This is a genomic window from Sphingomonas sp. SORGH_AS_0789 (assembly GCF_031453055.1).
In the GTDB taxonomy this organism is placed as follows: domain Bacteria; phylum Pseudomonadota; class Alphaproteobacteria; order Sphingomonadales; family Sphingomonadaceae; genus Sphingomonas.
Genome location: NZ_JAVIYV010000001.1, coordinates 668,196 through 682,405 on the forward strand (window position 1 = coordinate 668,196; position 14,210 = coordinate 682,405).

Sequence of the window (14,210 nt, forward strand, 5' to 3'; positions counted from 1 at the left end):
GGGGTTTTAGCCCTCTTCCGTCACCGCATTGGGATTGTCCTTGTCGGGGTCGGGATGGCCGCCCGTGCCGTGATAGGCCGCACCGCTCTGGCCGCCGTGGAAATCGCCCTCGCGCTCGGGCACGCCTTCGTAACCGCCGCCCTGGCTTTCGCCGCCATGCTTGCCGGGCGCGTCGGATACGCCGTCGGGGGCGCCCTTCTTGGCGTCGCCCATCTTGCCGTCTTTGCCGGTCGCCTGCATCGGCTGGGTCATGATCCGTCTCCTTCGATGCTGCAACGCATGGGAGACGGATTGCGCTCCGGTGCGGACTTCCCCACATAGATCGGTAATACACTGGCAACGGGGACAAGAGTGGCCGATCCATATCAGACGCTGGGCGTAAGCCGCACGGCCAGCGAAGCCGATATCAAGAAAGCCTATCGCAAGCTGGCGAAGGAACTGCATCCCGACCGCAACAAGGACAATCCCAAGGCGGCGGAAAAGTTCAGCCAGGTGACCAACGCCTATGACCTGCTGAACGACAAGGACAAGCGCGCCCGGTTCGACCGGGGCGAGATCGACGGCGACGGCAACCCCGCCGCGCCCTTTGGCTTCGGTGGCGGCGCGGGTCCGCGTCCCGGCGGAGGCGGCTTTCGCCAGCAGTTCGACTTTGGCGGCGAGGGTGCGGACATGTCCGACATCTTCGAGGGGATGTTCGGCGGCGCGCGGCGCGGCGGATTCAGCGGCGGCTTTGGCGGTTTCGGCGGCGGCGGCCGTCGCGAGGCGCCCAAGGGCAACACGATCACCTATGCGCTCAAGGTGCCCTTCATCGACGCCGCGACGCTCAGCCCGCAGCGGGTAACGCTGGGCGACAACAAGACGATCGACCTGAAGCTGCCCGCCGGAGTCGAGACGGGCACGCAGATGCGTCTGGCGGGCAAGGGCGAGCCGGGTCCAGGCGGCGCGGGCGATGCGATCGTCGCGATCGAGGTCAGCCCGCACGCCTTCTTCATCCGCGACGGCGACGATGTCCGGCTCGACCTGCCCATCTCGCTGGGCGAGGCGGTGCTGGGCGGCAAGGTGAAGGTTCCCACCGTCGAGCGCCCCGTAATGCTGACCGTGCCGCCGGGCACCAGCTCGGGCAAAACATTGCGATTGAAGGGAAAAGGTTTCCACCGCAAGGATGGCGGACGCGGCGATCAGCTCATCACGCTGATCATCGACATTCCGGCCGATGATGCAGCCTTGCAACGCTTCGCGGCCGAATGGAGCGACGACAGGAACCCGAGGGCCGCGCTGGGCGTCTGATCGTTTCATGAACGACCCGAATGGCCTGACCCCCGAAGACCGCGCGCATCACAGGGGCAAGGCCCGAACCGGGCTGGACCGGCAACTCGCCAAGGTCCGGCCGGGTTCGTACGCGTTCGAGATCCTGAAGCGGACCTCGATCGGCGTCTTCAACGACGGGTTCATCCATGCGGGCAACCTGGCCTATCTGGCGTTGATGACGGTGTTCCCGTTCTTCATCACGACGGCCGCCCTCCTCTCGCTGTTCGGGCAGAGCAACGAGACGCAGCATGCGGTCGAGAGCTTCCTGCACGTCCTGCCCCCCGATGTCAGCGACCTGTTGCGCAAGCCGATCCGCGACGTGCTGGCGGCGCGGACGGGCTCGCTGCTCTGGCTGGGCGGGCTGGTCGGGCTGTGGACGGTGGGCGGCTTCATCGAGACGATCCGCGACATCTTCCACCGGGCCTACGGCGTGAAGGCGACGGCGGCCTTCTGGCGATCGCGGCTGTCCTCGACTTTGGTCATCATCGCCTCGGTCGTCATCGCGCTGCTCTCCTTCCTGGCGGCTGGTATCCTGACCGCCGCCGAGCAGTTCATCTATCGCCTCGTCCCCTTCGCGCAGAATGTCGCCGGCTGGGTCGGGCTGTCGCGGCTGATCCCCGGCGCGGTGATGTTCGGCGCGCTCTATATGCTGTTCTATTCGGTCACCCCTTCCAAATATCGCGAGAGCAACTGCCGCAAATGGCCTGGCGCGCTGTTCACCGCCGTCTGGTGGGTCAGCATGACCGCGCTGCTGCCCTGGGCGCTGTCGCAACTGGGCGGATACGACCTGACCTATGGCAGCCTGGCGGGCGTCGTCGTGATGCTGCTGTTCTTCTATCTGATCGGCCTGGGGCTGGTTTTCGGCGCTCATTTGAACGCGGCACTGGCGGAACCGCCCGAACCGGCGCTAGAGAGGGCGATTGAAGACAGCGAACCGGCAGGAGCGGTAACGGCGTGAACGGATTGATGGCAGGCAAGCGGGGGCTCATCATGGGCCTGGCCAATGACAAGTCGCTGGCCTGGGGCATCGCCAAGCAGCTTTCGGAGGCGGGCGCGGAGCTCGCCTTTTCGTATCAGGGCGCGGCGATGGAAAAGCGGGTCCGCCCGCTGGCGGAACAGCTGGGCGTGGCGCGCCTGTTCGACTGCGACGTCTCCGAGATGGAGTCGCTCGACAAATTGTTCGAGGACCTGAAGGCGGAATGGCCGACGATCGACTTCGTCGTCCATGCTATCGGCTTTTCCGACAAGTCGCAGCTGCGCGGGCGCTATTACGACACGACGCTCGACAATTTCCTGATGACCATGAACATCTCGGCCTATTCGCTGGTCGCGGTCGCCCAGCGCGCGCGCACGATGATGCCCGAGGGCGGCTCGATCCTGACGCTGACCTATTATGGCGCGGAAAAGGTCATCCCGCACTACAACGTCATGGGCGTGGCCAAGGCGGCGCTGGAGACGAGCGTGAAGTATCTCGCGGTCGATCTGGGTCCGGAAAATATCCGCATCAACGCGATCTCGGCGGGTCCGATCCAGACGCTGGCCGCGCGCGGCATCGGCGACTTCAACTATATCCTCAAGTGGAACGAGCTGAACTCGCCGCTGCGTCGCACCGTGACGATCGAGGACGTGGGCGGTGCTGGCCTGTACATGCTGTCCGACCTGTCGTCGGGCGTGACCGGTGAGATCCACCATGTCGATGCCGGGTATAATGTCATCGGCATGAAGGCCGAGGACGCGCCCGACATCGCGCTGGCGTAATCAACGCTTCCTCCCCTGCAAGGGGAGGGGGACCAGCGAAGCTGGTGGAGGGGTGTCGCGCTCTGCGAGCGAAGCCCTTCCTCTCCACCGGCTACACCCCTCCGTCAGGGCTGCGCCCTGCCACCTCCCCTTCCAGGGGAGGAATAGCGGCCAACATTATCTATCGCGTCTTCCGCTGCGACCTCGCTAAAGACGAACCCATGTCCGAACAGCCCAACGCTGCCATCACCATCCGCCCTGCGCAGGGGCAGGACGTCGCCGCGCTCGACGCGCTGCTGGTCGCCAGCTTCCCCGCCCCCGCCGAAGCCGCACTGGTCCGCGACCTGTGCGTCGAGGGCGACATGGTGCTGATGCTGGTCGCGATCGACGAGGCGACGGACGCGCTGGTCGGCGCGATCGCCTTCAGCCGCATGAACGTCGAGATCGGCGGCAAGCCGATCAACGCGGTCGCGCTCGCCCCGATCGCCGTCGCGCGCGACTGGCGGCAACAGGGCGTCGGCGAGGCGCTGGTCGCCGCGGGGATCGAGCGGCTGGAGCAGGAGGGCGTCGTCCTGTGCTTCGCGCTGGGGGATCCCGCCTTTTACGGACGGTTCGGCTTTGCGGCGGACGTGGCGCGCGGTTTCGACAGCCCCTATGCGGGCGATTATTTCCTGGCGGTGCCGCTGCAAGGCGGACTGATCCCCTGCGGCGTGCGGGGCGCCGCCGCCCATGCCCCCGCCTTCGCCCGGCTTGGAGACGCAGCATGAGTTTCAACAGTTTCGGCCGCCTGTTCCGCTTCACCACCTGGGGCGAAAGCCATGGCCCGGCGCTGGGCGCGGTGGTCGACGGGTGCCCGCCGGGGATCGCGCTGTCCGAGGAGGACATCCAGCCCTGGCTCGACAAGCGCCGTCCGGGCACCAGCCGCTTCACCACCCAGCGGCGCGAGCCCGATCAGGTCCGCATCCTGTCCGGCGTGTTCGAGGGCAAGACCACCGGCACCCCGATCAGCCTGATGATCGAGAATGTCGACCAGCGGTCGAAGGACTATTCCAACGTCGCGCTCGCCTATCGCCCCGGCCATGCCGATTATGCCTATGACGCGAAATACGGCTTTCGCGACTATCGCGGCGGCGGGCGCTCCTCGGCGCGCGAGACGGCGGCGCGGGTCGCGGCGGGCGCGGTCGCGCGGGCGGTGATCCCGCAGGTCCGCATCCGCGCCTGGGTCGAGTCGATCGGCGGCGACCGGATCGACTATGACGCTTTTGACGATGCGCAGATCGACGCGAACCCGTTCTTCTGCCCCGATGCGGCGGCGGCGGAACGCTGGGAAGCGATCGTGGACGGCGCGCGCAAGTCGGGCTCCTCGGTCGGTGCGGTCGTCGCGTGCGAGGCGACCGGCGTGCCTGCGGGCTGGGGCGCGCCGCTCTATGCCAAGCTGGACAGCGAACTCGCCTCGGCCTGCATGAGCATCAATGCGGTCAAGGGTTTCGAGATCGGCGACGGGTTCACCGCCGCCGCGCTGACCGGGGAGCAGAATGCCGACCCGATGCGCAGCGGCAATGGCGGCCCGCGCTTCCTGGCCAATCATGCGGGCGGGATCGCAGGCGGGATCGCCACCGGCCAGCCGGTGACGATGCGCGTCGCGTTCAAGCCGACCAGCTCGATCCTGACCCCCGTCGACACCATCACCCGCACCGGCGAGGAAACGCAGATCGCGACCAAGGGCCGTCATGATCCCTGTGTGGGCATTCGCGGCGTTCCGGTTGTGGAGTCGATGGTCGCGCTGGTTTTAGCCGATCAGGCGTTGCTTCATCGCGGCCAGTGTGGTTAAATAGAGGAACGGACGTTCTCCTGCCTCGTTAACCATTGCGAGAATAAAGCAGGAGAGAATCAATGCGTTACATGCATATGATCGCAGCCGGTGCCCTTTTGATCCCCGCCGCCGGCATGGCGCAGGTCACGGGCGGCACGACGGGCACGATGTCGGGTCAGACGACCATGCCGGGCCAGGCGCCCGGACAGACGATGGGCCAGCCCGGCGACACGATGAGCACGACGCCGAGCACCACCACCCGCTCGACCACGCGCAGCAAGAGCCGCAGCCGGACGACCACGCCCGACAGCACGGTCAACACCCCCTCGACCATGCCCGACACCACGGGCTCGTCGACGACCACGGGCAGCGGCACGCTGGGCAGCGACCCGACCACCAGCGGCTCGGCAGGCAGCGGCACGACGGGCGGCACCACCACCCCGCCGGGCAGCAGCGGCGGCATGTAACCCCTTTTGGGTTCGTCACTACGGAAAAGACCCGGTCGCGCGAGCGGCCGGGTCTTTTGTTTGGGTGGGCGCGTGGCCTTCGACTTCGCTCAGGCTGAACGGATGTTTTGGAAGGTCTTGCCCTCCGCTCCGTTCAGCCTGAGCGAAGTCGAAGGCCACGCCCCAAAAAAGGCCCCGACTCTCGCCGGGGCCTTCCAGATCAATCCGCGAACGGATCGCGAACCAGGATCGTGTCCTCCCGCTCCGGGCTGGTCGAAACCAGCGCCACCGGGCAGCGGATCAATTCCTCGATCCGCCGGATATATTTGATCGCCTGGGCAGGCAGGTCGGCCCAGCTGCGCGCGCCCGCGGTCGATTCCTGCCAGCCTTCCATTGTCTCATAGACGGGAACGACCTTGGCCTGGTCCGCCGCATGGGTCGGATAATAATCGAGCGTCTGGTCGCCCAGCTTGTAGCCGACGCAGATCTTCACCTCATCGAACCCGTCGAGCACGTCGATCTTGGTCAGCGCGATGCCGGTGATGCCGCCGACCGCCGCCGACTGGCGCACCAGCACCGAGTCGAACCAGCCGCAACGCCGCTTGCGGCCCGTGACGGTGCCGAACTCATGCCCGCGCTCGCCCAGCCGCTGGCCGGTCTCGTCCTCCAGCTCGGTCGGGAACGGGCCCGATCCGACGCGGGTGGTATAGGCCTTGGCGATGCCCAGCACGAAGCCGACGCCCGACGGCCCCAGGCCCGAGCCGCCCGCCGCCGCACCCGCAATGGTGTTGGACGAGGTGACGAAGGGATAGGTGCCGTGATCGATGTCGAGCAGCACGCCCTGCGCACCCTCGAACAGGATGCGCTTGCCGCCGGCTCGCGCCTCGTTGAGGTCGCGCCACACCGGCTTGGCGAAGGGCAGGACGAAATCGGCGATCTCGCGCAGATCGGCCAGCAGCCGCTCGCGATCGATCGGCGGCTCGCCGAACCCGGCGCGCAGCGCGTCATGATGCGCGCAGAGACGGTCGAGCTGCGGCCCCAGGTCATCCAGATGCGCCAGATCGCACACGCGGATCGCGCGGCGTCCGACCTTGTCCTCATAGGCCGGGCCGATGCCGCGGCGCGTGGTGCCGATCTTGCCCGCGCCGCTCGCATCCTCGCGCAGACCGTCGAGATCGCGGTGGATGGGGAGGATCAGCGGGCAGTTGTCGGCGACGCGCAGCGTCTCCGGCGACGCATGGACGCCCTGCTCGGCAAGACGCTCGATCTCCGCCTTCAGCGCCCAGGGGTCGAGGACGACGCCGTTGCCGATGACGCTGGGGGTGCCGCGCACGATGCCCGAGGGAAGCAGCGACAGCTTGTAGACATTCTCGCCGACGACCAGCGTGTGACCGGCATTATGCCCGCCCTGGAAGCGGACGACCATGTCGGCGCGCTCGGCCAGCCAGTCGACGATCTTGCCCTTGCCTTCGTCGCCCCATTGCGCGCCGATGACTGCTACATTTGCCATGGATGCTATGCTCCGCCTGCCGGACGGACCCCATGCGCCCTTCGACAGGACTCGGCGCGAGGGGGGTTTCCAATGATGTGCGGGGCGCGCCTAGCGGGACGCGGCCCCTGATGTCAACCGGCGATGGCGCGCGGCGCGCCGCCGTCGAGGATATGGGTGCAAAGCTGTGCCTGCGGGGTGTCCCCCTCCTCCAGCGCCTGCACCGTTACCCAACCCTGCGCGCGGAGCGAGGCGCCCGTCGCAGGCGCGGTGCCGAAGGGAAGGAACAGCCGCCGCCGCTCGGTCGGCGGGGCGGTGGCGACGATGGCGTCGGCATAGAGCGAGAAGCCGGTCGCCTTCTCCTCGGCACCGTCCTCGTGAAAAATGGTATAGGTGCCGCCGCGTCCCACCTCGCGCGGGGGGCCCGCGACAAACAGCGAGAAGCCCAGCCAGCTCTGGAATTCAAAGCCGTGCCGCTCGGTTGGGTCGAGCGTCATCGACACCCCCTCGCCCAAAGCGGCGGCAATTGCCTCCAGCGCGTCCAGGCGGCTGGCGAGTACGCCCTGGGTATCAAATGCTCGCAGCCGCTCCATCGCGGTCGCGAACGGCCCGGCTGCCTCGACCAGCGGCAGATAGGCGGGTGCGATCGCTGCGACGCCGCCCGCATCCTTGGCATCCAGCCGATCGCGAAGCGCCGCCACCTGGTCGCCCGCGACCGGCAACGGCCCGGCGGCCAGCAGGTCGACCAGATCGGGCAGGGTGAAGTCGATCGAAATGCCGGTCGTCCCCGCCGCGACCAGGGCCTCGACCGCGACGCGCACCACCTCGGTCGCCGCCGCCGTCGAATCGAGCCCGATCAGCTCCGCCCCGATCTGCCGCCACTCGCGCGCGGGCGCGAGTTCGGAGCCGCGCAGGCGCACGACGGTGCCCGCATAGGACAGCCGGACCGGGCGCGGGTGATGCCCCATGCGCGTGGCGGCGATCCGCGCCACCTGCGCGGTCAGGTCGGGCCGGATGGCGAGCGTGCGCTGCGACACCGGATCGACGAAGCGCACGGCGTCATGCAGCCCCCCCGCCTTCAACCGCGAGCCCAGCGCCTCGGCGAATTCGATCGACGGCGGATCGGCGCGCTCATAGCCATGCAGCCGCGCCGCCTCCAGCACCCGCGCCTCGACCGATGCAGCGGCATCGGCATAGGGCGGAAGACGGTCGTGATAGCCTTCGGGAAGGAGCGCGGTCATCGAATAAGCCTGTTCATCAGCGTGTGCGCCACGCCGTCGGGGTTGGTCATGACGTCCGCATTGGGAAACCGGATCACCTGGTATCCCGCTTGCGCCAGCCATGCCGTACGACGGGCATCGCGTGATTGGTCGCTATGCGTATCGCCGTCAACCTCGATGACCAGCTTGTGGGACCGCGCGGCGAAGTCGGCGATATAAGGGCCGATCGGGACTTGGCGGGAGAATTTGATTCCGTGGAAGCGGCGGTCGCGCAGGATGAGCCAAAGGCGCTTTCGGGTTCCGTCATCTCGCGACGCATGGCGCGGGCATGGTCGCGGAGGACCGGATCGGTCTGCATTATGATAGCTCCCCGTTTTGGGGAACGTACCACTCCCTCTCCCCACTGGGGAGAGGGGCGGGGTGAGGGGCGGGGGCTAAGGCGAGACGTTTGTGCCCAGCCCCCGCCCCTCACCCAACCCTCTCCCCGAGGGGGAGAGGGCTCTTTTTTTACCTCAACCGATCAGAACACCAGGCCCATCGCGGTCTTCACGCCCGGCAGCGCCTTGACCTTGGCAAGCAGGTCCGCGTCCACCGCCTCGTCGACCGAGAGCAGCAGCACCGCCTCGCCGCCCGCCGAGCGGCGGCCGAGGTGAAAGGTGCCGATATTGACGCCTGCCTCGCCCAGCGTGGTGCCCAGGCGGCCGATGAAGCCCGGCGCGTCCTCGTTGACGACGTACAGCATCGGCCCGGCCAGATCGGCCTCGACCTTGATGCCGAACAGCTCGACCAGGCGCGGGGCCTGATCGCCGAACAGCGTGCCCGCGACCGAGCGCTCGCCGTCCGCCGTCTTGACCGACACACGCAGCAGCGTGTGGTAATCGCCTTCGCGCTCGGTCCGCACTTCACGCACCTCGACACCGCGATCGCGGGCGAGCAGCGGCGCGTTGACCATGTTGACCGTGTCGGTCTGGTTGCGCAGGAACCCGGCCAGCACCGCGCTGACCATCGGCTTGGCGTTGAGGTCGGCCGCCGCACCCTCGGTATGGACCGAGATGCGCGCGATCGCACCCGTCGTCAGCTGGCCGACCAGCGCGCCGAGCTTTTCGGCGAGCGCCATATACGGCTTCAGCTTGGGGGCCTCCTCGGCCGACAGGCTGGGCATGTTGAGCGCGTTGGTGACGCCGCCCGACACCAGGAAATCGGCCATCTGCTCGGCGACCTGGATCGCGACATTGACCTGCGCCTCGGTGGTCGACGCGCCGAGATGCGGGGTCGAGATGAAGTTCGGCGTGCCGAAGAGCGGGCTCTCCTTGGCGGGCTCCACCTTGAACACGTCGAGCGCCGCGCCCGCGATATGACCCGAATCGAGGCCTGCCTTCAGCGCCTCCTCATCGACCAGGCCGCCACGCGCGCAGTTGATGATCCGCACGCCCTTCTTGGTCTTGGCGAGATTCTCGGCCGACAGGATGTTGCGGGTCTGGTCGGTCAGCGGCGTGTGCAGCGTGATGAAGTCGGCACGGGCGAGCAGTTCGTCCAGCGTCACCTTTTCGACGCCCATTTCCAGCGCGCGCTCGGGCGTCAGGAACGGGTCGAAGGCGACGACCTTCATCCGCAGGCCCAGCGCGCGGTCGGCGACGATCGAGCCGATATTGCCCGCGCCGATCAGGCCCAGCGTCTTGGACGTGAGTTCGACGCCCATGAAGCGGTTCTTCTCCCACTTGCCGGCCTGGGTCGAAGCATCGGCCTCGGGCAGCTGGCGGGCGAGCGCGAACATCAACGCGATGGCGTGCTCGGCGGTGGTGATCGAGTTGCCGAACGGGGTGTTCATCACCACCACGCCCTTGGCGCTGGCGGCGGGGATGTCGACGTTATCGACACCGATCCCGGCGCGGCCGACGACCTTCAAATTGGTCGCGTGCTCGAGGATGTCCTTGGTGACCTTGGTCGAGCTGCGGATCGCCAGGCCGTCATACTGGCCGATGATCGCCTTCAGCTCGTCCGGCGTCTTGTCGGTGATCTCGTCCACCTCGACCCCGCGCTCGCGGAAGATCTGGGCGGCCTTGGGGTCCATTTTGTCGCTGATGAGAACTTTGGGCATGGGGATTGCTCCGGGAATAGGGGAATAGCTCCCTCTCCCCGCTGGGGAGAGGGTCGGGGTGAGGGGTTGGGGCTGGGCGATCCATTTGCGGATCAGCCTAGTGCCACCCCTCACCCCACCCTCTCCCCGGCGGGGAGAGGGCTTTAGAAGGGTCAGGCCTTGGCGGTGGCGTAGGCCCAGTCGAGCCAGGGGCCGAGCGCCTCGATATCGGCGGTCTCGACCGTGGCCCCGCACCAGATGCGCAGGCCCGCGGGCGCGTCGCGGTAACCCGCCACGTCATAGGCGGCGCCTTCGGCCTCCAGCAGCGCGGCCATCTTCTTGATGACCGCCTCATCCGCGCCCTCGACCGTCAGGCAGACGCTGGTGGTCGAGCGGATCGCCGGATCGGCCGCGAGATGGCCCAGCCAGTCGCGCTCTTCGACAATCTTGTTCAGCGCCGCCGCATTGGCGTCCGAACGCTTGACCAGCGCCGCCGCGCCGCCCAGGCCCTTGCCCCATTCGAGCGCGAAGATCGCGTCCTCGACGGCGAGCATGGACGGCGTGTTGATCGTCTCGCCCTTGAAGACGCCCTCGGCCAGCTTGCCCTTCGACACCAGGCGGAACACCTTGGGCAGCGGCCAGGCGGGGGTGTAGGTTTCGAGACGCTCGACCGCGCGGGGGCCCAGGATCAGGACGCCGTGCGCGCCCTCGCCGCCCAGCACCTTCTGCCACGAGAAGGTCGCGACATCGATCTTGTCCCAGGGCAGGTCATAGGCGAACACCGCGCTGGTCGCATCCGCGAAGGACAGGCCCTCGCGGTCGTCGGCGATCCAGTCGCCATTGGGCACGCGCACGCCCGAGGTGGTGCCGTTCCAGGTGAAGAGCACGTCGTTCGACCAGTCGACCGCGTTCAGATCGGCGATCTGGCCGTAATCGGCGCGCAGGACGGTGGGATCAAGCTTCAGCTGCTTGACCGCATCCGTTACCCAGCCCTCGCCAAAGCTTTCCCAGGCCAGGGTGGTGACGGGGCGCGCGCCCAGCATGGTCCACATCGCCATCTCGAACGCGCCGGTGTCGGAGCCGGGGACGATGCCGATGCGGTGGGTATCGGGGAGCTTGAGCAGCTCGCGCATCAGGTCGATGCAATATTGCAGCCGCTGCTTGCCGATCTTCGAGCGATGCGAACGGCCGAGGCTGTCCGTCGCGAGCTTGGCCGCTTCCCAACCGGGAGGCTTGGCGCAGGGACCGCTGGAGAAATAGGGGCGCGCCGGTTTGGTGGCGGGCTTCGCGGGCGCAAGAGTGGCGTCGGCGGCAATCGTATCAGTCATTTAAGACTCTCCTCACAGAGAGCACGCGCGGCGTTGGGACCGCGTGGCCCGTCGACGGCCCTAGCGATGTCGATCGAAGATGACAACCACAATCGCAACGGCGCAATTTTGCGTCGATCCGGGCCTTTCCCAAGAATGTCGAAACGGTTGCAGCGACAGAGGTCGTCAGCCACCCGACGCCGCCGCGACCGCGCTGGACTGCCAGCCCGGTAATGGGCCGGAGCATGTCGCAACCCCGCCTCCGCACGCCGGATCGGGGCTGACAAAAGCGCAGCGGCAGCGGACAAGGGGATACATGGTTCGCGTTCCCCTTTCCCTCGCCCTCCCGATTCTCGGGGCCGTTCTGCTTTCGGGATGCGGCCGCCCCGACCGCCCCACCCAACCGGCCTCGCGGCCCGAGCCCTATCGCCCGCCGGTGCGCGAAACCGCGCAGTGCGAGGCCGATCTGCGGCGCGAGGGCGTGGCCTATCGCCGCCTGCCCGACAAGGAACTGGGGCCGGGTTGCGGCCTGTACGGCGCGGTGCAGCTGACCGATATCGGCGTGCCCGTGACTGGCGTCACCGCGATGCGGTGCGGCAATGCCCGCGCCTTTGCCGGATGGGTGCGCAATGCCGTGGCCCCCGCCGCCTGGCAGATATTGGGATCGCAACTGGTCAAGGTCGAGGGGATGGGCAGCTATGCCTGTCGCAACATCGTCGGCACCACGCGGATGGGGGATCGCCGATCGGGCCATGCGCTGGCCAATGCGGCGGATGTCGGCGGTTTCGTGCTGAAGGACGGGCGGCGGATCACCCTGTTGAACGACTGGTACTCCAGCGATCCGCAAATCCGCCAGTTCTGGACGACGATTCGCGCGTCTGCCTGTCGGCGCTTCGGCACGGTGCTCAGTCCCGACTATAATGCCGCGCACCGCAATCACCTGCATCTGGAAGACGATAACGCCCATTTTTGCCGGTAGCATCGGCCCCGGCGATCCCCTACATCATCCGAAATGACCGATAAGACCCAAGTACCGAACCGCGTCTTCCCCAATGCCAGCCAGGACGCCGAAAGCGCCAAGACGATCGTCTCGACGCCGCAGACCGAAAGCCCGGCCTATACGCTGGCCTTTCAGGACATGGACTTCCTGCTGCGCGAAGACCTTCGCCCCGTCCGTTTCCAGCTGGAATTGCTGAAGGCGCAGCTGCTGCTCGAAGAGGCCAAGATCGCCTCGACCTTCGTCTTCTACGGCTCGGCGCGCATCCCCGAGCCCGCCAAGGCGCAGGCGATGCTCGAGCTGGCGCATGACGACAAATCGCGCAAGATCGCCGAGAATCTCGTCGCCAAGAGCAAATATTACGACATCGCGCGCGAGCTGGCGCAGATCACCAGCCGCCTGCCGCGCGACGATCGGGGCATGCGGCAGTTCGTCGTCTGCTCGGGCGGCGGCCCGTCGATCATGGAGGCGGCCAATCGCGGCGCGCATGACGTCGGCGCCGAGTCGGTGGGCCTGAACATCGTCCTGCCGCACGAACAGGCGCCCAACCCCTATGTCACGCCCTCGCTGAGCCTGCAGTTCCACTATTTCGCGCTGCGCAAGATGCACTTCCTGCTCCATGCGCGCGCGCTGGCGGCCTTTCCGGGCGGGTTCGGGACGTTCGACGAGCTGTTCGAGCTGCTGACCCTGATCCAGACCGGCAAGATCCAGCCCATTCCCGTGCTGCTGTTCGGCCGGGCCTTCTGGGAGCGCGTCGTCAATTTCGAGGCGCTGGTCGAGGAGGGCGTGGTGTCCGAGCGCGACCTGGGCATCTTCACCTATGTCGAGACCGCCGAGGAAGCGTGGGACGTGGTGCGCAATTTCTATGAGGAACGCGCCCGCAAGGAAGCCGAGCGGGGCTGAACCCCGGCAATCCGACAAAAGTGGTTCCCAAAGCCCGTCTTCGCAAGAAGGCGGGCTTTGTCGTTGGCGGCGGGAATCGATTGTCTTCGCCCACGGCGTCGCGCATGATCGCGGCACCTCTTGGGATGATCGTCGATGCTTGCGCTGGCCTTTTTCGCTTTCGTCGCTGCGGATCATTGCCGGGTCGAGAATGCCCGCTACGTGCTGCGCCATCAGCCGAGCGTGACCGCCGCGTTCCGCCCGGTCGACAGCGGCCCGGAATGGCCCGCCGGGGTCGCCATGGCCATTCGCTTCGGCGATAGCGGGCGGCGCCTTTGGTGGCTGCCCTGGAACGGCGGCACCGACGGCCGCCAGCATCTGGCCTCCACGACCGACGTGACCCGGCCCGGCTGGCACCCGCCCTCCCCCGATGGCGGGCCCCGGCCGCTGGGCGACATGGCCTATGTCGGAACGACCGCCACCTATGATGTCATCGAATCGGTGCCACGGCGCGGCGGAGCGGCACCCGCGCACATCCTGCTTCCCGGTCTGGGCGATGCGGCGTGGCATGGCGACACGGGCCAGCGCGATCGGGCGGCCACACAATTCTTCGATCTGGTCGGGTGCGCGCCCACCGCCCGCTCGGGCAGCCGCTGAGCCCATTCGGGCCGTTCTCACCCGCCGATCATTAGCCCCCGCTCATGACCGAGCCGGGCGGCGGAAAACGCCGCCCGCGCGTCAGCGAGTCGTCGGAATCATCCGGGCGATCGCGCAGCCAAACACGACCGAACCCACCATCCAGCTCACACCGATTTCAATGGCCAGTGCCATGACACCCCTCCCCGTCTCTCTATGACGACCTTTATATCGGGATAAACACTATCGCGCTAACAAACTTGTTCGCAATCGGTGATCGGAGGCGTGATGGAAGGCG

15 protein-coding genes are annotated in these 14,210 nt (G+C 67.3%); 9 read left to right on the forward strand and 6 right to left on the reverse strand.

Annotated features, from left to right (window positions below):
* Nucleotides 1-6 precede the first annotated feature (6 nt).
* On the reverse strand, nt 7-252 hold the full coding sequence (locus QE360_RS03075; RefSeq protein ID WP_307102899.1) for a hypothetical protein: 246 nt from the start codon (nt 250-252) through the stop codon (nt 7-9).
* 99 nt (nt 253-351) lie between these two features.
* Between QE360_RS03075 and QE360_RS03080 the strand changes: the two genes are divergently transcribed.
* The 6 genes from QE360_RS03080 (at nt 352) to QE360_RS03105 (ending at nt 5,325) form a co-directional block, all read left to right on the forward strand.
* Complete coding sequence (locus QE360_RS03080) at nt 352-1,287, forward strand: J domain-containing protein (RefSeq protein WP_309699205.1); 936 nt, start codon at nt 352-354, stop codon at nt 1,285-1,287.
* A gap of 7 nt (nt 1,288-1,294) precedes the next feature.
* Nucleotides 1,295-2,266 (forward strand): YihY/virulence factor BrkB family protein, encoded by a 972-nt coding sequence (locus QE360_RS03085; protein ID WP_307102896.1) that lies wholly within the window; start codon nt 1,295-1,297, stop codon nt 2,264-2,266.
* A gap of 8 nt (nt 2,267-2,274) precedes the next feature.
* Nucleotides 2,275-3,066: an enoyl-ACP reductase FabI gene (gene fabI, locus QE360_RS03090; protein ID WP_261269366.1), complete on the forward strand. Its 792-nt coding sequence runs from the start codon at nt 2,275-2,277 to the stop codon at nt 3,064-3,066.
* A 200-nt stretch (nt 3,067-3,266) separates the two neighbouring features.
* Nucleotides 3,267-3,812 carry an N-acetyltransferase gene (locus QE360_RS03095; RefSeq protein WP_309699207.1) on the forward strand — a complete coding sequence of 182 codons (546 nt, stop codon included), beginning with the start codon at nt 3,267-3,269 and terminating at the stop codon, nt 3,810-3,812.
* Nucleotides 3,809-4,876, forward strand: a complete 1,068-nt coding sequence (gene aroC / locus QE360_RS03100; protein WP_309699208.1) for a chorismate synthase — start codon at nt 3,809-3,811, stop codon at nt 4,874-4,876. The genes QE360_RS03095 and aroC overlap by 4 nt, the downstream gene beginning before the upstream one ends.
* A gap of 62 nt (nt 4,877-4,938) precedes the next feature.
* Complete coding sequence (locus QE360_RS03105; RefSeq protein ID WP_307102889.1) at nt 4,939-5,325, forward strand: hypothetical protein; 387 nt, start codon at nt 4,939-4,941, stop codon at nt 5,323-5,325.
* Between the two features lie 199 nt (nt 5,326-5,524).
* Here the strand turns inward: QE360_RS03105 and QE360_RS03110 are convergent, their stop codons facing one another.
* From QE360_RS03110 to QE360_RS03130, 5 genes are all read right to left on the reverse strand, one after another.
* A complete protein-coding gene (locus tag QE360_RS03110; RefSeq protein WP_309699210.1) occupies nt 5,525-6,814 on the reverse strand; it encodes an adenylosuccinate synthase in 1,290 nt (429 codons plus the stop codon).
* Between the two features lie 113 nt (nt 6,815-6,927).
* Complete coding sequence (locus QE360_RS03115; protein WP_309699212.1) at nt 6,928-8,034, reverse strand: ATP phosphoribosyltransferase regulatory subunit; 1,107 nt, start codon at nt 8,032-8,034, stop codon at nt 6,928-6,930.
* Nucleotides 8,031-8,417 carry an endonuclease domain-containing protein gene (locus QE360_RS03120; RefSeq protein ID WP_309699214.1) on the reverse strand — a complete coding sequence of 129 codons (387 nt, stop codon included), beginning with the start codon at nt 8,415-8,417 and terminating at the stop codon, nt 8,031-8,033. Before QE360_RS03120 ends, QE360_RS03115 begins: the two co-directional genes overlap by 4 nt.
* Nucleotides 8,418-8,533: 116 nt before the next feature.
* Nucleotides 8,534-10,111: a phosphoglycerate dehydrogenase gene (serA, locus tag QE360_RS03125; RefSeq protein WP_309699216.1), complete on the reverse strand. Its 1,578-nt coding sequence runs from the start codon at nt 10,109-10,111 to the stop codon at nt 8,534-8,536.
* A gap of 152 nt (nt 10,112-10,263) precedes the next feature.
* Nucleotides 10,264-11,418, reverse strand: coding sequence for a phosphoserine transaminase (locus QE360_RS03130; RefSeq protein ID WP_309699219.1), 1,155 nt, complete (start codon nt 11,416-11,418; stop codon nt 10,264-10,266).
* Between the two features lie 295 nt (nt 11,419-11,713).
* On the opposite strand from QE360_RS03130, the gene QE360_RS03135 reads away from it, so the two are divergent.
* From QE360_RS03135 to QE360_RS03145, 3 genes are all read left to right on the forward strand, one after another.
* Nucleotides 11,714-12,376 (forward strand): extensin family protein, encoded by a 663-nt coding sequence (locus QE360_RS03135; RefSeq protein ID WP_309699221.1) that lies wholly within the window; start codon nt 11,714-11,716, stop codon nt 12,374-12,376.
* Between the two features lie 33 nt (nt 12,377-12,409).
* Entirely contained in the window at nt 12,410-13,297 is an 888-nt protein-coding gene (locus QE360_RS03140; protein ID WP_307102875.1) for a TIGR00730 family Rossman fold protein, read from the forward strand.
* A 135-nt stretch (nt 13,298-13,432) separates the two neighbouring features.
* Nucleotides 13,433-13,933 (forward strand): hypothetical protein, encoded by a 501-nt coding sequence (locus QE360_RS03145; protein ID WP_309699223.1) that lies wholly within the window; start codon nt 13,433-13,435, stop codon nt 13,931-13,933.
* Nucleotides 13,934-14,210: the final 277 nt, after the last annotated feature.